The organism is Rhizobium sp. 1399 (genome assembly GCF_031455475.1).
Classification (GTDB): domain Bacteria; phylum Pseudomonadota; class Alphaproteobacteria; order Rhizobiales; family Rhizobiaceae; genus Rhizobium.
Genome location: NZ_JAVDSU010000005.1, coordinates 234,731 through 254,857, shown reverse-complemented (window position 1 = coordinate 254,857; position 20,127 = coordinate 234,731). Strand labels below are relative to the sequence as shown.

At 60.5% G+C, this 20,127-nt stretch carries 15 protein-coding genes; 5 read left to right on the top strand and 10 right to left on the bottom strand.

Annotated elements, in window-relative coordinates:
• Positions 1-11: 11 nt before the first annotated feature.
• From J2X71_RS18615 to J2X71_RS18600, 4 genes are all read right to left on the bottom strand, one after another.
• Entirely contained in the window at positions 12-1,085 is a 1,074-nt protein-coding gene (locus J2X71_RS18615) for an FAD-dependent oxidoreductase (protein WP_310383720.1), read from the bottom strand.
• Between the two features lie 25 nt (positions 1,086-1,110).
• Positions 1,111-1,977, bottom strand: coding sequence for a tetratricopeptide repeat protein (locus J2X71_RS18610; RefSeq protein WP_310383717.1), 867 nt, complete (start codon positions 1,975-1,977; stop codon positions 1,111-1,113).
• 141 nt (positions 1,978-2,118) lie between these two features.
• On the bottom strand, positions 2,119-2,334 hold the full coding sequence (gene rpsU / locus J2X71_RS18605) for a 30S ribosomal protein S21 (RefSeq protein ID WP_003542939.1): 216 nt from the start codon (positions 2,332-2,334) through the stop codon (positions 2,119-2,121).
• A 179-nt stretch (positions 2,335-2,513) separates the two neighbouring features.
• Entirely contained in the window at positions 2,514-4,142 is a 1,629-nt protein-coding gene (locus J2X71_RS18600) for an adenylate/guanylate cyclase domain-containing protein (RefSeq protein WP_310383696.1), read from the bottom strand.
• A gap of 300 nt (positions 4,143-4,442) precedes the next feature.
• Here J2X71_RS18600 and J2X71_RS18595 point away from each other — a divergent pair, with 300 nt between their 5' ends.
• A complete protein-coding gene (locus J2X71_RS18595; RefSeq protein ID WP_310383694.1) occupies positions 4,443-6,614 on the top strand; it encodes an adenylate/guanylate cyclase domain-containing protein in 2,172 nt (723 codons plus the stop codon).
• A gap of 4 nt (positions 6,615-6,618) precedes the next feature.
• On the opposite strand, the gene J2X71_RS18590 is transcribed toward J2X71_RS18595, so the two are convergent.
• Positions 6,619-7,806 carry a FecR domain-containing protein gene (locus J2X71_RS18590; RefSeq protein WP_310383693.1) on the bottom strand — a complete coding sequence of 396 codons (1,188 nt, stop codon included), beginning with the start codon at positions 7,804-7,806 and terminating at the stop codon, positions 6,619-6,621.
• 241 nt (positions 7,807-8,047) lie between these two features.
• Here J2X71_RS18590 and J2X71_RS18585 point away from each other — a divergent pair, with 241 nt between their 5' ends.
• Genes J2X71_RS18585 through J2X71_RS18570 form a run of 4 tightly spaced genes read left to right on the top strand, consistent with a single transcriptional unit; the run spans position 8,048 to position 13,186 of the window.
• Complete coding sequence (locus tag J2X71_RS18585) at positions 8,048-9,301, top strand: sarcosine oxidase subunit beta family protein (RefSeq protein WP_113320962.1); 1,254 nt, start codon at positions 8,048-8,050, stop codon at positions 9,299-9,301.
• A gap of 12 nt (positions 9,302-9,313) precedes the next feature.
• A complete protein-coding gene (locus J2X71_RS18580; protein WP_310383690.1) occupies positions 9,314-9,655 on the top strand; it encodes a sarcosine oxidase subunit delta in 342 nt (113 codons plus the stop codon).
• Complete coding sequence (locus J2X71_RS18575; RefSeq protein ID WP_310383689.1) at positions 9,652-12,645, top strand: sarcosine oxidase subunit alpha; 2,994 nt, start codon at positions 9,652-9,654, stop codon at positions 12,643-12,645. Before J2X71_RS18580 ends, J2X71_RS18575 begins: the two co-directional genes overlap by 4 nt.
• A complete protein-coding gene (locus J2X71_RS18570) occupies positions 12,638-13,186 on the top strand; it encodes a sarcosine oxidase subunit gamma (RefSeq protein ID WP_310383687.1) in 549 nt (182 codons plus the stop codon). Before J2X71_RS18575 ends, J2X71_RS18570 begins: the two co-directional genes overlap by 8 nt.
• A gap of 15 nt (positions 13,187-13,201) precedes the next feature.
• Here the strand turns inward: J2X71_RS18570 and J2X71_RS18565 are convergent, their stop codons facing one another.
• From J2X71_RS18565 to glgC, 5 genes are all read right to left on the bottom strand, one after another.
• Positions 13,202-13,690, bottom strand: a complete 489-nt coding sequence (locus J2X71_RS18565; protein ID WP_113320958.1) for a MaoC family dehydratase — start codon at positions 13,688-13,690, stop codon at positions 13,202-13,204.
• 87 nt (positions 13,691-13,777) lie between these two features.
• Positions 13,778-15,748, bottom strand: coding sequence for a glycogen debranching protein GlgX (gene glgX, locus J2X71_RS18560; protein WP_310383684.1), 1,971 nt, complete (start codon positions 15,746-15,748; stop codon positions 13,778-13,780).
• A gap of 13 nt (positions 15,749-15,761) precedes the next feature.
• The gene (locus tag J2X71_RS18555; protein ID WP_310383683.1) at positions 15,762-17,393 is read right to left on the bottom strand and encodes an alpha-D-glucose phosphate-specific phosphoglucomutase; all 1,632 of its coding nucleotides are present in this window, start codon (positions 17,391-17,393) and stop codon (positions 15,762-15,764) included.
• Between the two features lie 6 nt (positions 17,394-17,399).
• Positions 17,400-18,842, bottom strand: a complete 1,443-nt coding sequence (gene glgA / locus J2X71_RS18550) for a glycogen synthase GlgA (protein WP_113320955.1) — start codon at positions 18,840-18,842, stop codon at positions 17,400-17,402.
• A 3-nt stretch (positions 18,843-18,845) separates the two neighbouring features.
• Positions 18,846-20,108 carry a glucose-1-phosphate adenylyltransferase gene (glgC, locus tag J2X71_RS18545; RefSeq protein WP_113320954.1) on the bottom strand — a complete coding sequence of 421 codons (1,263 nt, stop codon included), beginning with the start codon at positions 20,106-20,108 and terminating at the stop codon, positions 18,846-18,848.
• Between the last annotated feature and the right edge of the window lie 19 nt (positions 20,109-20,127).

The window sequence follows — 20,127 nt, the reverse complement described above, 5'->3', positions numbered from 1 at the left end:
TTTTTTATGGACTATTCTGCGTCGGTGAAGCGCTGCAACCGGAAGGGCATGAGGCTTTCGTCACTCTTGCCTGACAGAAGCTCGTCGGCAGCAAGAAGGCCCGCAAGCGGAGCAAGCGTGACACCGGAGTGCATGACCGTGACATAGAGACCCGGCAGGCCCGCATTGCCGATGATGGGAAAACCATCAGCCGGTGTCGGGCGATAGCCGACTGTGAAAAAATCGAACTTCAGATCGGCATTGTCTATGATCATCGCTTTCACGCGTGCGAAGAGTTCCGCTGCACTTGCCTGATGATCTTCACCGGGATCGCCGCCACCGAAATCCGAGCCGGCGATGATACGGCCTTCCGCCGTCTGGCGCATATGCAGCTGCGGTGTCATGACGAGGCCGTTCAACCGCTTCGAGACAGGACGGGAGTGCACGATCAGGCCGGCCGGTGCGGACAGCGGCAATGTGATCCCCGCTGAGGCGGCGATCGGAACTGAGCCTGCACCTGCGGCCAGCACGACATGATCGGCTTCGAACATGCCTTCCGACGTGACAAGCCCGACGATTCGTCCGGCACTCTGCAACAGACCGTTGACCGTGGCATGAACGAATGTCGCGCCATGTGCCTCGGCATCAGCAAGCATCAAACGTGCGGCGGCAACAGGCTCCGCCGCACCTTCTTCTGCGATATAGAGGGCGAAATCCGGATATTCGCCAAGGCCGGGTTCGAGCAGCGCGCTTTCTTCCCGGTTCAGCCGGCTGATACCGTAGCCCCAGCGGCCATGTTCATCGGCATAGGCTTCGAGAGCTGCCGCCGGCCTATCCCAGCAGAGACCGCCGCACCAGGCGAGCGGCAGGCCGGGCAGTTCCCGTGCCAGTCGCTTCCATTCGGCCATCGCCCGACGGCGAAAATGGAAATAGAATTCGGGATTGCCCCAGCTCGCATTGATCCAGGCAAAAGAGCAGGGTGTCGCCACGCCGCCGAGTTCTTCGCCAACGACGGTGACTGCTGCACCCTTGTGTGTGAGATGCCAGGCAATCGAGGCACCGATGATGCCGGCGCCGACGACGATCACATGCGGTTTCGCTGTCATCGTCGCCACCTCTTTCCGTTATCCGTCAACCGGTGGTGCCGCCGACGCGGGCAAGTCCATCCCGGGCCGGCTGGTATTTCGGATCGAGGCCGACAGCGTGGCGGTAGGAGCGGATTGCCTTGTCCTTCTCACCACGGCGCTCATAGACGAGAGCCTGGTTTGCCCAGGATTCGGCGAGGTTGCCGTTGAGCTCGATCGCGTGGTTGAAGTCGGCGAATGCGTTGTCGTTGTCATTCAGCGCGATATAGGAAATGCCGCGGCCGTTATAGGGCTCGGGTGAATTCGGCGACAGCGAGATCGCCTTGGAGAAGTCGTCGATCGCCTTGTCCTGCTGATTACGCTTCTGATAGATCAGACCGCGATTGTGATAGGCGCGACCATCGGTCGTGCCGAGCTGAATCGCTTTTGAGAAATCATTGAAAGCCTGATCGTCCTGGCCGGCCATGCGGTAGACATTGCCGCGACCGATATAGGCGACGTCATAGCTCGGATTGATCTGCAGGGCGGCATTGTAATCGGCGATCGCCTGGGCCTGTTGGCCCATGTTGCGGTAGACCAGCGCACGGTTGGCATAGGCCTGGAAGAAGCGCGGGTTGATCTGCAGCGCGGTGTTGAAGTCGTCAAGCGCTTTGCGGAATTCGCCGCCGCGACCATAGGCGGAGCCGCGAACATTGTAGCCTTCCGGATCGCGCGGATTGGCGTTGATGACGCCGGTCAGCGAAGCGATGTTTTCCTGCGAGCCCTGTGCCTTGTCGATGCGGATCACGGCATCCGAGGTGTTGGTCGTTTCACAACCGGCAAGGCCGAGCGCGGCGGCAAGCGCCAGCGAGACAAGCATGACCGATTTCTGCGAACGCAAAGAGCGGGACGGATTGAAGGTTATGACAGCCATTCGGGCTCGCTTTCCCCATGCATCATATCCGGACAAACGGATATGCAATCTTCAGCGGCAAAAAATTAAAAAGGCGGCGGCGACACTGATCGCCCCCGCCACACATGCACCTGAAAACGTCGAAAAAACGACGGCACCGCCTCAGCGTGCTGCAACCAGACCTTCGCGCTGAGCGCGCTTGCGGGCCAGCTTGCGAACACGACGAACAGCCTCAGCCTTCTCGCGAGCACGCTTCTGCGACGGCTTTTCGTAGTAGTCGCGCATCTTCATTTCGCGAAAAATACCTTCGCGCTGCATCTTCTTCTTGAGAGCGCGGAGAGCCTGGTCAACATTGTTATCGCGGACAAGTACCTGCACGAGAATCACGTTCCTTTGGTTTGGTTAATGCCGAAAGGCGGCGCAGCGCCTGGGGCAAAAAAATAACGTTCGCGCGGCCGCGGCCTTGCGATTGGTGTTGCGAAATATCAGATCGACGGAATGAAGTCCAGAAGGGATATGCGATCGGGCGGAAAAATCCCGCCCATGCCTGTACGGAGCTAGGAGCGTGCCTTCTCGGGTTTCGTTTCGTCCAGAGCTGCGATCGCTTCCTTCAGCGCGGCGATAACACGGGAGCGATCCGCTGGCTCAAGCCGAGCCGTGTCCAGATGCAGGTCCAGTCCGGCCAGATGTTCGCTGAGAACGCGGCTCTTGTGATCGGCGCCGAGCATCAGTCCGTCCACGGCGTAGGGTACGATCTCCCGCTGGATGCCCTTCATGGTAATCGGCGGCAAAGGATGGGCATCAACAATATCTTTCACCAGCGCATAGGTTTCGTAGCTGATGACGACCTCCCCACCCTGGGCGATCGATTGCAGGCGTGCGGCGAGGTTCGCTTCGGCACCGATGATCGTATAGTCCATGCGGTCACTGCTGCCGAAATTGCCGACGTTGCAATAGCCGCTATTAATTCCCATGCGCACCACGAAGGGCTCTTCCGTGCCGTTCCGGCGCCATCTCTCTTTCAGTTCGCCGAGCCGGCGTTGCATGTCGACTGCCATGCGCAGACAAGCCTTGGCATCTTCTTCTGCTCCCTTGGTTTCCGGATCGCCGAAGAAGACCAGCATGGCATCGCCTATGAACTTGTCCACCGTGCCGCCATGTTTGAGCGCAATCGTGGACATTTCGGTCAAATATTCGTTCAGCATTTCCGTCAGTGCTTCCGGCTGCAGACGCTCGGTCGTGGCGGTGAAATCCTTGATGTCGGAGAAGAAGATCGTCAGGCGCTTTCGCTCGGTATGGACGACCACATCCTTCTGGCCGCTGAAGATGCTCTTGTAGATCTGCGGCGAGAGATAGCGGGAAATCTTTAGGGAAACGCTGGCGAGGAATTCGTTAGCCGCTTCAAGATCGCGGTTGGCACTGTGGATGACGCGTGTCTGCTGGCGCTGCAGAACAATGAAGCTGATGCCGATGATGGCGACGAAGAAGAAATAGCAGAGCAGATATTTGAAGGCGAGAACGTTGCTCGCATAGGGCTGGCGGATGATGACTTCCTGAATGCCGCGCACATCGCCTACCTTCCAATCCTTCTTCGGGCTTTCAGGATGAGTGTTGTGACAGGCGACGCAAGCCTGGCCCATGATCACAGGCGTGATAAGCCGCAGTGTATCTGTAAATCCGACGCGGGTGAGGTCGGTCAGCGTTTGGCTGGAGTTGGCGCGCAAGGATGCGAGTGATGCCGTTTCGAAATGGTCGAGATCGTGAGGCGCGCGATTCTTGAAGGGCAGGTCGGAGAGGAAGCGATAGGTGATGTTGGCCTGCTGCTCCTTGATGACGTCGCCGAGTTCCAGCGAAAGCGTGGCGGGCAGCGGAATGGCGCCTGGAATATTGGCATAGTTGTGTGAGACGACCGTGCCGCTGACATCGCCCGCCTGATGGGCGGCGAGCACTCTGCCGACGACATTCGCTGAATAATAGGAGCGTATGCTGGTGACGAGCGAACTCATGTCCCGCGCCTGCCGGCGCAGCGCACTTTCGGAGAGGTCGCTGATATCAAGCCAGACGGCAAGGGGCAGCCCCGCCAGCATCGCCAGCACGACGGCGATCAGCCAATAGCCGCTTCTGCGGGCGGCAGAGTCCGAGTTTTCCGCAGTTCTTGCCGTGGTCTCTCCTTGCGGATCTGCCATGGCTCATCCCTTCGACAATGATCGAATTGTTAAATCCCCTGAAGGAGAAAAACATTTCGTCGCATGCGCGGCAAGGCCGAAGCTGGAAAGTCTGGCCGCAACGGTTGGCCAAATCTGGAAGTAATTGCTTACTGTGTTGCTGTTACACCGGAGCGAAAATGCTTGGGCGGAACCGACAGCCATATTTCACACGGTTTTTCAGCTTCTGAGCATGAACGAATAGTCTTTGGCATCAAACAAGCGTAGCCTGCCGGCGGACAGGAAGGCTTTGGTGCGCTTGTAAGGGACTTCGACGGAAGCATGACGCGTTTGCAGCAGATCGGTGTCCTGATCGGCCTCGTCATCGTGGCTGCGCTCACGATGTTCCGGGCAAGCGATCCGCCGGTGCTCAGGCAGGTTCGCGACGTTACCTTCGACGAATATCAGCGCCTTGTGCCGCGCAGCTTTGAGGCCATGCCCGTCAGAGTCGTCGATATCGACGAGGCTTCCCTGCGGGAGTTCGGCCAGTGGCCTTGGCCCCGCGACAGGCTGGCAATGCTGGTCCGGCGTCTCTCGGATATGGGAGCGGCGGCCATCGCCTTCGACGTCATCTTTGCCGAGCCCGACCGGATGTCGCCGCGTAATGTCATCCAGGAGGTGGAGGGCGTCGATCCATCGCTTGCGGCGCAATTGCCTGACAATGACGAGATATTCGCGCAATCGATCGAAGGAAAGCCAGTCGTTCTCGGCTTCGGGCTTTCCAACGAAGGCAATTACAAGCCGCCGGTAAAAGCCGGCTTTGCCTTTATCGGCGAGAGTCCGCTGTCGGCACCTCCGCATCTTGGTGCTTCGACACCGCTCCGGCCGGGGCTGGAGGCGAATGCCGCAGGGCTTGGCCATGTCAGTCTCAATCCCCGCAGCTCGTCATCGGTGGTCCGCGCAGTGCCACTGTTCCTTAGCGACGGAGAGCAGTTTTATCCCAATCTTGCGATCGAAGCGTTGCGGGTCGCGCAGGGTGCCTCGACCTATGTGCTGGCCGGCGCACCCGACCGGGCAGGGATCATCACCTCTGCGAAGATCGGCGATTTCATCGTTCCGCTGACGGCTGCCGGAGAGATCTGGCTTTATGTGACGCCGAACCGGGCAGAGCGCTATATCTCGGCCGGAAAAGTCCTTGCTGCCGGTGGCGTGGCCCCTGATGTCGCTGCCCAAGTCGAAGGTAGCATCATCTTCATCGGCACCTCGGCTGTCGGGCTGCAGGACATTCGCGCCACCGCTCTCGGAGAAAATGTGCCGGGTGTTTCGCTGCAGGCACAGACTGTCGAGCAGATCCTTTCGGGCCGCTACTTGTCACGGCCGGACTGGGCCGACGGGCTGGAGATCCTGTCTATCGCCGTAGTTGGCTTCCTGCTCGTCATCATAACGACCTTCGTCAGTCCGGCAGTGGCGCTGGTCTGTGGCCTGGCGATCACCGCGATGGCGCTTGCCGCTTCGTGGCTGTGCTTTCTTTATGCCGGTCTGCTGTTCGATCCGCTGGCGCCTATTATCAGCGGCTCCATCACGCATTTCGCGGCGACATCGTTCCGCATCCTCGTCATCGACAGGGAGCGGCGGGAGGTGCGGCGCGCCTTCGGCCATTACCTCTCGCCTTCGCTGCTCCACAGGATCGAGCATACGCCCGATGCGCTGAAGCTTGGCGGGGACGAGCGCGAGCTCACCATGATGTTCGTCGATGTGCGCAATTTCACCGAGATCAGCGAAAGGCTGACGCCGACCGCCGTCGTCCAGTTTCTCAATACGCTGCTCGATGCGCTGAGCCGTCATGTTGTCGGGAACGAGGGAACGCTCGACAAATTCATCGGCGATTCCATCATGGCATTCTGGAATGCGCCGGTCGATGTTTCGGATCATGCGGCAAAGGCGCTGCGGGCGGCGCTCGCCATGCGGGAGACCCTAGCTGAGCTCAATGCCCATGACGCCTTCGGTTTCGGCAGCGCTCAGCAGGTGAGGATCGGCATCGGCATCCATACCGGTCTCGCCTGTGTCGGCAACATGGGCGCGAAAACACGCTTCAACTATTCGGCGGTGGGCGACGCGGTGAATGTCGCGGCGCGCATCGAATCCTGCTGCAAGGACGTCGGCTTCGATATCCTGATCTCCGACACCACGGCACGGGCGCAAAGCGGGGCGGCGCTCTTGGAGGCAGGAGCCATTCCGCTCAAAGGAAAGAGCAGCCGAACGCAGATCTTTGCCGTGGTCGGCGATGAGAAGGTCGCTGCCTCGCCGGAATTCGGCGCGCTGCATCTCGTCCATGAGGAGGTAATGGGCGCCTTGCGCGAGCGTTCGAGGAACAGCCGCAAGCTGATCGGTGCGGCAAAACTCGCCGGGGTACAGGTTCTGGCCGGCCTCACGGAATTCTATCAGCGGATATCGGCCAGGAACGATCATTTTCGGGAGGATATCGGCCTGCCGGAACAGCAGGCCGTCGAATAGTCAGTCAGCGGTTGCGGTTCCAGTCCCGGTTTCCGTTTCCGCCCCAGCCTCGATTTCGGTTCTGATCCCGATCGTGGCTACGGTCACGATCCCGATCTCTTCCCGCGCTCTGGTCGTTGCCGGCAGTCTGGTTTTCGCCTCCGCTTCTTTCCTGCGTGCTCGGTCTGTCCTGATGGCTGCGGTCCTGGTGGTTGTCTGCCCTTTCCGTGCGGCTCGGCCTGTCAGGTGCGTCGTGCCGGTCGGGGCGACCGAACCCTTCGTGCCGGTCCGGCCTTCCATGATCGCCATGGTGGTCGTCTCTATCGTGCTTGTCCCTCCAGCCATGCCCGTCGTGTTTGTCATGCCAGTCGCGCTCCGGCTTATCATGGTGGGGCCTGTCATGATGCGGCTTGTCGTAATGCGGTTTTTCTGGCCGCTGCGTCGGCGGAGCATCCTGCTTCTGTGGTTGCTGCTGGGGCTGTGGATCCGGATCTCGCGGTCGGGGTGTCTGGCGAAGCCGGTCTTTGCGCTCAGGGTCGACCGAGGCCATCCGGCAGCCGCCAAGTAGACCGAGGCCGCCCGTTAAACTCTGATTGCCAGAGAGGAAGGGAAGGGCGCGCTGGTTGCCCAGCCTCTGCAGCACGCTGCGGTTGACAGGCTGAGCATCCGTCATGTTGCCGTTCGGCCGCGCAATGACGCAATCGCAACGCTGCTGCAATTGCCGGCAGCCGCCAGGACCGCAAAAGGTCGCCGCGCCATTCAGCAGCACCACGGCAGTCGTACCGTCGGGGCCGACGTAGAAATCGAAAGCAGTGCCGCGCACGCCGATCGTGCCCGCCGGCGTCTGGATTTGGTAAGCCGAGGATTTCGAATTGCCGCTGACCCAGCGAAACGTACCCTTGGCCGCCTTGATGGAGAGGCGTTTGACTGAATCGGTATCGTCGTAGACATATTTATCGATGACAACGGACGAGCCCCAGCCGACGGCAAGCTTGGTGCCGTCGCGGAAGATGAACTGGCCGAGCCCCGATTGGGAGGTGCGGATACGCTCGTTGCGGTGGACTTCGTCATTGACGATGATCGGCCCGCCCTGTCCCGTCACTTCGGTTTTGATGAGAGTCGCCTGGCCGACGGGTTCAGCGGCGAACGCCGGCCACGCGCCTGACAGCGCGAAGCAGATGCCCGCGATCCATATGCTACGCCAACCCAACATCGTACACCCCACATAAGGGGATACTAACATTTCCAGCAGGCCCGTTCTGCCTGCCCTGTTGGGTGAGAAAAGGGTTATGTCGCATTTGCGAAGGCCGATCGCCGCCAAGCGCCGCGATGCAGCCGTCGCCGTGTCAAAACAAAAGCTCTTTCACGTCGCAAAAGAACCGTTGTGCCGCAATTCGATTTGCGATTTGTATGGCCACGACGAAAATGCCTTTGCCTGAAGGAGATGATGGCGGATGCGGAAATATTCGGTTTTTGCCGTAGCGCGGGAGGCTCTGCGCGGGCACAGGGGCTGGGAAAAGCAGTGGACTTCGCCGGAGCCGCGACCCGAATATGACGTGATCATCATCGGCGGTGGCGGTCATGGGCTGGGCGCAGCTTATTACCTTGCCAAGGAGCACGGCATCACCAATGTGGCGGTGCTGGAAAAGGGCTGGCTAGGCGGCGGCAATACCGGCCGCAACACCACGATCATCCGCTCCAACTATCTCTATGAAGAGAGCATGCACATTTACGAGCATTCGATGAAGCTCTGGGAAGGGCTGTCGCAGGAGCTCAATTACAATGTCATGTATTCGCCGCGCGGCGTGATGATGCTGTCGCACAATGTGCATGACATGCAGAGCTTCAAGCGGCATATCCATGCCAACCGGCTCTACGGCATCGACAATGAATGGCTGACACCCGAGCAGGCCAAGGCCTACTGTCCGCCGCTCGATATTTCGGCGACGGCCCGCTACCCGATCAATGGCGCCGCCTTGCAGCGCCGCGGCGGCACGGCGCGTCACGATGCGGTTGCCTGGGGTTATGCACGTGCGGCGTCAGACCGCGGTGTGCACATCATCCAGAATTGCGAAGTCACCGGCATTCGCCGTGGCCCGGACGGTCGGGTCACCGGCGTCGAGACCAACAGAGGCTTCATCGGCGCGAAGAAGATTGGCGTGTCGGCTGCCGGCCACACGACAACAATCATGAAGATGGCGGACGTACGCGTGCCGCTGCAGTCGAGCCCGCTGCAGGCACTGGTTTCCGAGCCGCTGAAGCCGATCTTTCCCTGCGTCGTCATGTCGAACACGGTGCATGCCTATATCTCGCAGTCTGACAAGGGTGAACTCGTCATCGGAGCGGGTACGGACCAGTATAATTCCTACTCCCAGACTGGTGGCCTGCAGATCATCACGCATACGCTCGACGCCATTTGCGAGCTTTTCCCGATGTTCCGCCGCGTGAAGATGATGCGCCAGTGGGGCGGTATCGTCGACAATACGCCGGACCGTTCGGCCATCCAGTCGAAGACGCCTGTTCCCGGGCTCTACGTCAATTGCGGCTGGGGTACTGGCGGCTTCAAGGCGACACCGGGTTCGGCCAATCTCTTCGCCCATCTGATCGCCCGCGACGAGGTGCACAAGTTCAATGCCGGGCTGACGCTGGAGCGGTTCCGCTCCGGTCGGCTGATTGACGAGGCGGCGGCTGCCGCCGTCGCGCACTGACAGGAGGACGACATGCTGCTGATCTATTGCCCTTACTGTCAGGAAGAGCGCTCCGAGCTCGAGTTCCGTGGTGCCGGTGACGCCCACATCGTTCGACCGGCCAATATCGCCTCAATCTCTGACGAGCAGTTCGAGGAATATTTCTTCCTGCGCGACAATCCGAAAGGCCTGATCTTCGAGCGCTGGCGGCACATGCACGGCTGCGGGCGCTTCTTCAACGCGGCGCGCGATACTATCAGCGACAAGTTCATCATGACCTATAAGGCAGGCGAACCGAAGCCTGCTATCGGGACTGCGGCCAAGCCGCATGCGCCGGTCGAGACCTACGAAGCAGTTGAAGGAGAGGCCCAATGAGCGGCGCGAACCGTATTGCCGGCAAGGGCCGGCTGACGCCCGCCAAAACCGCGCGTTTCACCTTCGACGGCAAGAGCTATACAGCGCTCGAAGGCGATACTGTTGCTTCGGCCTTGATTGCCCATGGTGTGCATCTTGTCGGCCGTTCGTTCAAATATCATCGCCCGCGCGGGATTCTTTCGGCCGGAGCCGAGGAGCCGAATGCGCTGATTGATGTTGCGCGCGACAGCGCCCGTAAGCAGCCGAATGTGCGGGCAACCGTGCAGGAAGTCTTCGACGGCATGATCGTGAAGTCGCAGAACCGTTGGCCTTCGCTTTCCTTCGATGTCGGCGCGGTCAACAACTTGTTCTCGCCCTTCTTCGCAGCGGGCTTCTACTACAAGACATTCATGTGGCCACGGGCCGCGTGGAAGCGCGTATACGAGCCGATGATCCGCCGTGCTGCCGGCCTTGGCGTCGCGCCCACGGAAGACGATCCCGACCACTATGCCAGCCGTTATGCCCATTGCGACGTGCTTGTCGTCGGTGCCGGCATTGCCGGCCTTTCGGCAGCGTTGGCTGCTGCGGAAGCCGGAGCAAAAATCATCCTCTGCGACGAGCAGGCGGAAGCCGGTGGCGCATTGCGCTTCGATGCCGGCGTGAAAGTGGATGAGCTTGATGGTTACGCCTGGGTGCAGAAGACCCTTGCACGCCTGAAGGCGATGGAGAACGTGGAGGTCCTGACCCGAACCACGGCCTTCGGCTACTACAACCATAATTTCATCGGCCTCGTCGAACGCGTCACGGATCATATCGCCCGCCCCGGCCGCGATCTGCCGCGCGAACGGCTGTGGCAGGTCCGCGCCAAGCGCGTCATCCTGGCGACCGGCGCCATCGAACGGCACATGGTGTTTCCGAACAATGACCGGCCGGGCATCATGCTCGCTTCGGCCGGGCGGATGTATCTCAATCATTACGGCGTTGCGGTCGGCCAGAAGGTCGGCATCTATACTGCGCACGATTCAGCCTACGAGGTGGCCTTTGACCTAAAGCGGGCGGGTGTTTCGATCGCTGCGATCGTCGATAGTAGACAGGCGCCGGGTGCAGCAGTATTGGCCGAAGCCCGTACGCTCGGCATCGATGTGCTGACCGGTCAGTCGGTCGTCAATACGTCGGGTGCGCTGCGCATCTCGTCGATGACGGTCGCGCGCAACGGCGGCGCATCACCACGCAAGATCGCCGTCGATGCGCTGCTGGTCTGCGCTGGATGGACACCCTCCGTGCATCTCTTCTCCCAGTCGCGGGGCAAGGTTGCCTTCGATGCCGAGACGCAGCGTTTCCTGCCCGGCACCTATGCGCAGGACTGCCTTTCCGTCGGCGCCTGCAATGGCACTGATGGTCTGCAGCAGACCGTCGAGGAATCGCTTGCCGCCGGCGAGCTGATGGCGCAGGCCGTCGGCAGACAGGCGGGCAGCAAGATCGGCATTTCTGTCGAGCAGGCCTTCGACTGGACGGGTGGCATGATTGGTGCTGCCGAAGGTGCGGGGCCGGAGACGAATGCCAAGGCATTCATCGACTTCCAGCACGATGTCTGCGCCAAGGACATCCGCCTTGCGGTGCGCGAGGGCATGCATTCGATCGAGCATATCAAGCGCTTCACGACGAACGGCATGGCTTCCGACCAGGGCAAGCTTTCCAACATGCATGGCCTGGCGATCGCTGCCGAAATGCTTGGCAAGGATATTCCGCAGGTCGGTCTTACCACTTTCCGCGCGCCTTACACGCCGGTGACTTACGGAGCGCTGATCGCACATTCGCGTGGGCCCTTGTTCGACCCGACGCGCAAGACGCCGCTGCATGCCTGGGAAGAGGGCCAGGGAGCAGTCTTCGAAGATGTCGGCAACTGGAAGCGCGCCTGGTTTTATCCGCGCGCCGGCGAAACGATGCATCAGGCCGTTGCCCGCGAATGCCGCACGGCGCGCGACGTTGCCGGTATCTTCGACGCCTCGACGCTCGGCAAGATCGAGATCGTCGGACCCGATGCCGCCGAATTCATGAACCTCATGTACACCAATGCCTGGGACACGCTGAAACCAGGCAAATGCCGCTACGGCATCATGCTGCGCGAAGACGGCTTCGTTTATGACGACGGCGTCGTCGGCCGTCTCTCCGATGACCGTTTCCATGTGACGACCACGACCGGCGGGGCGCCGCGTGTTCTCAACCACATGGAAGACTACTTGCAGACGGAATTCCCGCATCTGAAGGTGTGGCTGACCTCGGTGACCGAGCAGTGGGCTGTAATCGCCGTGCAGGGGCCAAAGGCGCGCGATATCGTGGCGCCGCTGGTCGAAGGGCTTGATATATCCAACGAAGCCTTCCCGCACATGAGTGTCGCCGAGTGTAAGGTGGCAGGTATTCCGGCACGTCTCTTCCGTGTCTCCTTTACCGGCGAGACGGGCTTTGAAATCAATGTGCCCGCCGACTATGGCCAGTCGGTACTGGAGGCAGTCTGGGCCAATGCCGAGCCACTCGGCGCTTGTGTCTACGGCACCGAGACCATGCATGTGCTGCGCGCCGAAAAGGGCTATATCATCGTCGGCCAGGATACGGATGGTACGGTGACGCCTGATGACGCCGGGCTCTCCTGGGCTGTCTCGAAGAAGAAGGCGGATTTCGTTGGTATTCGCGGGCTGAAGCGGCCCGATCTTGTCAAGGACGGCCGCAAGCAACTCGTCGGTCTTGCGACGAAGGACGCGAAGCTGGTGCTCGAAGAGGGCGCGCAGATCGTCGCCAACCCGAACCAGCCTAAGCCGATGACGATGCTCGGTCACGTGACATCGGCCTACTGGTCTGAGAATTGTGGTCGCTCGATCGCCTTTGCACTGGTTGAAGGTGGCCGCAATCTCGTGGGCGAAACGCTCTATGTGCCGATGCCGGACCGGACCATTCCGGTCGAGGTGACGGATCTGGTGTTCTTTGACAAGGAAGGAGGCCGTATCCATGGCTGAGGTCGCAATTCGCAAACCGGCTCTCTCTGGTCTCCTTGCTGGTTCGGCGACGGTGCGCCTGACGGTGGCACCGGTCGCAAGCCGCCTTTCGCTGCGTGCGCCGGCTGAATCCGTATCGGCGCTCTCTTCCGCATTGGGACTGACTTTGCCGGCATCACCCAAGACCTCCGGCCGTGCCGGGGGGCGTTCGGCGCTCTGGCTCGGTCCGGACGAATGGCTCGTAATTGACGAGGCTGGTTCGGATCTTCCGGCGCTTCTTTCCGGCGCTGATGTCCTGCATTCGGCGGTCGATGTCTCTCACCGCAATGTCGGAATCATTGTTTCCGGACCGGGTGCGGAGGCGACGCTGTCCGCCGGCTGCCCGCAGGACCTCTCTCTGGAAATTTTCCCGGTGGGCGCTTGCTCGCGGACGATCTTCGGCAAAGTCGAGATCGTGCTCTTCCGCAGCGAGGAGGATACGTTCCGAGTGGAATGCTGGCGGTCATTTTCGGATTATGTCTTCGGGCTGCTCGCCGAAGGCGCCGAGGACGCAAGCCATTAAGGCCCGCAAAGGACCTTAAACGTCTTCCGGCCGGTCTTTCGGGTCAAACTGGATGATGGTGATCCAGCGGGTGGTGAGCGCCGGCTTCTTTTCGTTCTCGATTTCGATCGAGACATCATAGGTCGTCATCAGCATGCCGGCGCCGCGGAAGCGGGCGTCCGAGAGCACGAAGTGGCCGCGGATGCGGGTGCCGCTTTTGACCGGCGACATGAAGCGGACTTTGTCGAAGCCGTAATTGATGCCCATCGTCTGCTCACGCACCTTGGGCAGGCAATTGTAATTCATCGTCGACAGCAGCGAGAGTGTCAGGAAGCCGTGAGCGATGGTTCCGCCGAAGGGACTTTCGGCTGCTGCGCGAACAGGATCGACGTGAATGAACTGATGGTCGCCGGTTGCCTCGGCAAAGGCATCAATCATCTTCTGATCGACGAGGATCCAGTCAGACAATCCTGTTTCCGTGCCAACCAGCCCCCGGACATCCGAGAGCGAAATTTCCATGACCATGCATTCCTCGTAAAAAGCCGCAGCCGCAAGCCTTATCGCGCATTCGTGACGATTGCGATAACGATTCGTACTCGCGGGTTTCGTGGATCAATTTTCCACGAAATAGGCAACCGAACGCGGCTCAACGGTGGCGCGACCACCGACTTTCCGTGCGCCATCCGGCAGAAGCTGGCGCCAGTTTGCTTCGCCGGCTGAGGGAAGCGTGAAGAGTTGATGCTGTTCGGAGCGGTTGAAGAGCACGGCGAGGCGGGTCTCTTTGCTGTTGGAACGATCGTGCGTTGCAAGCACCATGCCGAGGGTGGAGAGCGAGGGCGTTTCCCATTCGCTTGTTGTCATCGGCTCGCCGGCGAGCGAAATCCACTCCACATCGCCGTTACCGGAAAAGAAGGCCAGGTCGGAGAAGACCGAGAAACGGCGGCGAAGCGTGGCGACGAAGGCGGTATGGGCGATCAGGTCTTCGTCCAGCAGCTTCCAGTCGACCCAGGTGATCTCGTTGTCCTGGCAATAGGCGTTGTTGTTGCCGTGCTGCGTGCGGCCGCCCTCGTCGCCGGCCGTCAGCATCACGCTGCCGCGGCTGGCAAAGAGGGTGGAGATGAGCGCCATGACATCGGCCTTGCGGCGTTCCCGGATGACGGGATAGGCGGTTTCACCTTCGACGCCGTTGTTCCAGGAATGGTTCTCGTTGTGGCCGTCGCGATTGTTCTCGCCGTTCGCCTCATTGTGCTTGCCGCTATAGGACACGAGGTCGATGAGCGTGAAACCGTCATGGGCGGCGAGGAAATTGACGCTGCGGGTCTCTGTCCCGCCATTGGCTGAGAAGATGTTCGACGAGCCGGCCAGCACGGTTGCGAGCGAACCCGTCTTCCAGCCATCGCCACGCCAGTAGCACCTGACGTCATCGCGGGCACGGTCGTTCCACTCCAGGAAGGGTGCCGGGAAATTGCCGAGCTGATAGCCGCTTGGGCCGATATCCCAAGGTTCGGCGATCATGATGCGATCGGCGAGCAGGTCATCGGCGAGGATCGCGGCCAGAGTGCCGTTGCGGTCGAAGCCGTTTGCTGTGCGGCCGAGAACGGGAGCGAGGTCGAAACGGAAGCCGTCGATGCCGGCATTGCGGACGAAATGGCGCAAGCTGTCGATGATGAGCCGCTGGACGTAGGGATGGTCGCAGGCAACCGTATTGCCGGTGCCGGTATCGTTGACGAGCACGGATGGCCGGTCCGCTACGTGACGGTAGTAGCTGAGATTATCGATACCGCGCAGCGACAGCGTCGCGCCGTATCGGTCGCTTTCGCCCGTATGGTTGAAAACAAGGTCGAGGATGACGGCGATGCCTTCCTCATGCAGCTTCGCCACTGTTTCGCTGAGCTCTGCGATGCCACCCGGCACGATACGCGGATCCAGTGCCATGAAGGCAACAGGATTGTAGCCCCAGCCGTTCGTCAGACCGAGCGGCGGCAGATGCCGCTCGTCGATCCAGGCGGTGATCGGCATCAGCTCGACGGCATCGACGCCGATGCGCTTCAGGTGAGTGATTACGGAGGGATGGGCCAGAGCGGCGACTGTGCCGCGCTGAGCTTCCGGCACGTCCGGATGCAGGATGGTGAAGGGCTTGACCGCCACCTCATAAATAAAGCCGCCCGGTTTGAAGAGCGGCATGCGGCTTTTGAGGGGCGCGTCTTTGGTGACGACCGACTTCGGGATCAGGTGCTGCGTATCTTCGCCGAAGATGCCGAGCCGCGGGTCGTAATGGAAAGGCCCATCGACCGCCTTGGCATAGGGATCGATCAGCAGTTTCGATGGGTCGAACCACAGGCCGTTATCCGGAGCGTAAATGCCGTCGGCGCGGTAGCCGTAGCGCGCGCCTTCCTTCAATCCATCGACGAAAAGACGGAAGACGTGGTCGTTGTCGCGGGCCATGGGGAGCCTCGCATATTCCTTGCCGTCATCGTCGAAGAGGCAGAGATCAACCTGCGCTGCATGATGCGACCAGACGGCGAACTCCACGCCAGTTTTAAAGACGATGGCACCGCCCTGTGCGGAACTGTTGCCCCCCATATGCCCCCCGGGATCAGGTGATCACGGTCGGCTCGTTGCGTCCCGTGCGATCACGAATGTTGGCGATGCTTTCGGCGGCCGCGATCAGATCGGCGAGCGCTTCCTGCGTTTCGATATTATGGCGAGTCGAATCCGGCTCATAGCGTTCGATATAGACGCGCAGGGTTGCGCCAGACGTGCCGGTGCCGGAAAGGCGGAAGACGACGCGGGAGCCGCCCTGGAAAAGGACGCGAATACCCTGATGTTCGCTGACCGACTTGTCGACAGGATCGTGATAGGCGAAATCGTCAGCCTTCTCGACTGTCAGATCGCCGAAGGTCTTGCCGGGCAATGTGGAAAGCTGGCTGCGCAGATTGTCGACCAGACTGTTTGCGGCATCGCTGTCGACACCTTCATAATCATGGCGGGAGTAGTAGTTGCGGCCGTAAGTCTGCCAGTGCTGGGTGACGATTTCCTGCACGCTCTCGCCGCGGACGGCCAGGACGTTCAGCCAAAGCAGAACGGCCCAGAGGCCATCCTTTTCGCGGACATGGTTGGATCCGGTACCGGCGCTTTCTTCACCGCAGATCGTCGCCATGCCTGCGTCGAGCAAGTTGCCGAAGAATTTCCAGCCGGTCGGGGTCTCGTAGATGCCGATGCCGCGCTTTTCCGCCACACGGTCTGCCGCGCCCGATGTCGGCATGGAGCGGGCAATGCCGGCGAGGCCGCCGGAATAGCCGGGCGCCAGGTTGGCATTGGCAGCGAGGATTGCAAGACTGTCGGACGGGGTGACGAAGATGCCGCGGCCGATGATGAGATTGCGGTCGCCGTCGCCGTCGGACGCAGCGCCGAAATCGGGCGCATCCTCACCCATCATCTCGTCATAGAGTTCCTTTGCATGAACGAGGTTCGGGTCCGGATGATGGCCGCCGAAATCCGGGAGCGGCATGAAATTGCGAACGGAGCCGGAGGGCGCGCCGAGACGGCTCTCGAAGATTTCCTTGGCATAGGGGCCGGTAACAGCACTCATGGCATCGAAGGCGATGCGAAAGCCAAGGCTGATAAGATTGCGGATTGCGCCGAAATCGAAGAGTTCTTCCATCAACGCGGCATAGTCCTCTACCGGGTCGATGACCGAGAGGATCATGCCGCCCGGGAGCTCTTCCTTGCCGATGCGGTCGATATTGACGTCGGCGAAGTCGGCGATCTTGTAGCTCTCGATCGCCTTGGAGCGGGCAAAGATCGCGTCGGTGATCTTTTCCGGGGCCGGGCCGCCATTGTTGACATTGTACTTGATGCCGAAGTCTTCGGTCGGGCCGCCGGGGTTATGGCTGGCCGAGAGGATGATGCCGCCGAAGGCCTTGTACTTGCGGATGATGTGAGAGGCTGCGGGCGTCGAAAGAATGCCGCCCTTGCCCACCATGACCTTGCCGAAGCCATTGGCAGCGGCCATCTTGATCGCCTTCTGGATGACTTCGCGGTTGTAGTAGCGTCCGTCGCCGCCGATGACCAGGCACTTGCCCTGATAGCCTTCCAGCGAATCGAAGATCGACTGGATGAAGTTCTCCGCATAGTTCGGCTGCTGGAAGACGGGAACCTTCTTGCGCAAACCTGAGGTGCCGGGTTTCTGGTCCTGATAGGGCGTGGTGGGAACGGACTTGATCATTTTAGTTCACATGCCTTTCGAGACGAGGCTTGAATACAGGGCAACATAACGTTCGGCGCTCTTCTCCCAAGAGACATCCGACTTCATGCCCTGCTTTTGCAATTGGGTCCAGACTTTTTGATCCGCGTAAAGGTGCATGGCGCGGCGCAGTGCCTGTAGCATGCTTTCTTCGTTTACAGGTGCGAATTGTATGCCTGTCGCCACCTTTGCCGCAAGTGCGGCATGATTGGCATCAATCACGGTATCGTTGAGACCGCCGGTGCGCGCCACGATCGGCACGCAGCCATAACGCAGACCATAGAGCTGGGTAAGACCGCAAGGCTCGAAGCGTGACGGGATGATGATTGCGTCGCAGCCGGCCTGCATGAGGTGGGACATCGGCTCGTTGTAACCGATGGAAACGCCGATGCGGCCGGGGTTGCGGTTGGCAGCGGCGAGCAGCGCACCTTCGAGGGCTGCCTCGCCGGATCCGAGCACAACGAGCTTGCCACCGAGTGCGACGATCTTATCTGCAGTGCTTGCGACAAGATCCATGCCTTTTTGCCAGGTCAGCCGGCTGATGACGCAGAAGATCGGCGCGTCGTCATGGTCGAGATGGAAGAATTCCTCGATCGACCTGCGGTTCTCCAGACGGTTTTTCAGCGTCGTCGGGCCGTAGTGCGTGTGGACGACCGGATCAGTCGCCGGATTCCAGATGTCAGCATCGATGCCATTGACGATGCCATGCAACACGTCACGGCGGCTGGCGATGACGCCTTCGAGACCCATGCCGAATTCGGGAGTGAGGATCTCGTCGGCATAGGAGGGACTGACCGTGGTGATGGCGGAGGCAGTCTGCAGGCCGCCCTTCAGGAAGCCAACGGTGCCGTAGTATTCGATGCTTTCGGTGGCAAAGGCATGGGGCGGCAGGCGCAGGCCGGGGAAAATATCGGCGCCGAACTGGCCCTGGAAGGCGATGTTGTGGATCGTCAGGATGCTCGGCAGTTCGGGCGTCGGATAATAGCGCATATAGACCGGCACCATGGCGGCCTGCCAGTCATGGGCATGCACGAGATCCGGCCGCCAGCCAGGCAACAGGCCTGCCGCGATTTCGGAACCAGCCAGCGAAAGGGCGGCGAAACGGCGCCAGTTGTCCGGATGATCCTTCCCGGTCGTATCCAGATAGGGACCACCCGGGCGGTCGTAATAGGCGGGAGCGTCGAGCACGAGGATATCGAGACCCTGATGCTCTACCTCCAGCACTCTTGCCGGCTGGCCGAGCAAATCCGGAAACTCCAGCCGAACGACCGGGTTCTGCAGCATCCTCATGACGCTGGGGTATCCGGGCATGAGGGTCTTGGTTTCGACGCCGAAGGATTTGAGGGCTATTGGCAGGGCGCCTGACACGTCGGCAAGGCCCCCTGTCTTGATCAATGGGAAGACTTCGGACGAAACCGAAAGAACTTTCATAAGTCAGATATCCAGCTTGTCGATCATCGGTTGCGTGATCAGGCAAATGCCGCTTTCGGTCCGTCTGAAGCGCCGCGCGTCGAGCTCCGGATCCTCGCCGACGACAAGACCTTCCGGGATCACGACACCATGGTCGATCACAACATCTTTGAGCTGCGCGCGCCGGCCGATCTTCACGTTGGGCAGGATGACCGCTCCATCCAGCTTGGAGAAGGAATTGGCCCGCACGCCGGTGAAGAGAAGGCTCCGGTTGAGGCTTGCGCCTGAGATGATGCAGTCGCCGGCAACGACCGACGAGGTCGCCGAACCGCGGCGGTCTTCGTCGTCATGGACGAATTTCGCCGGCGGGGTGATCTCGGCATAGGTCCAGATCGGCCAGGACTTGTCATAGATATCGAGGGCCGGAACGATCGCTGTCAGATCGATATTGGCCTGCCAGTAGGCGTCGATCGTACCGACGTCGCGCCAATAGGGCTCATGCTCGAAATCAGAGCGCACGCAGGACTTGGCGAAGCGGTGGGCGACTGCCTTACCGTGCTCGACGATGTAGGGAATGATATCCTTGCCGAAATCGCGGCTGGAGGTCGGATCGGCGGCATCACGGCGCAATGCCTCGATGAGGAACTTGGTGCGGAAGACATAGATGCCCATCGAAGCTAGCGCGAAATCCGGCTTGTCGGGAATGCCTGGCGGATCGGCCGGCTTTTCGATGAAGGCGAAGATTTCGTCCTTCTCGTTGACATGCATGACACCGAAACCGACCGCATCCATGCGCGGGACTTCAAGGCAGCCGATGGTCACATCCGCGCCGGTATCGACATGCTGCTGCAGCATGTATTCATAGTCCATCTTGTAGATATGGTCGCCAGCCAGGATGACCATGTACTCGACGCCGTAATCCTCGATGATATCGATATTCTGATAGACGGCATCGGCGGTGCCTTCGTACCACTGCGTTTCGGAAACGCGCTGGGAGGCAGGCAGGATGTCGAAGCTCTCGTTGCGCTCCGGCCGGAAGAAGTTCCAGCCACGCTGCATGTGGCGGATCAGTGAATGTGCCTTGTACTGGGTGGCGACGCCGATGCGGCGGATGCCGGAATTCAAGGCATTGGACAATGCGAAATCGATGATGCGCGCCTTGCCGCCGAAATAGACGGCTGGTTTGGCGCGTCGGTCGGTCAGTTCCTTGAGGCGGCTTCCCCTACCGCCGGCGAGAACATAGGCCATTGCATCGCGGGCAAGTGGCTGAATGCGCTTTTCTACCATTTTCTCCTCCCACCAGTCA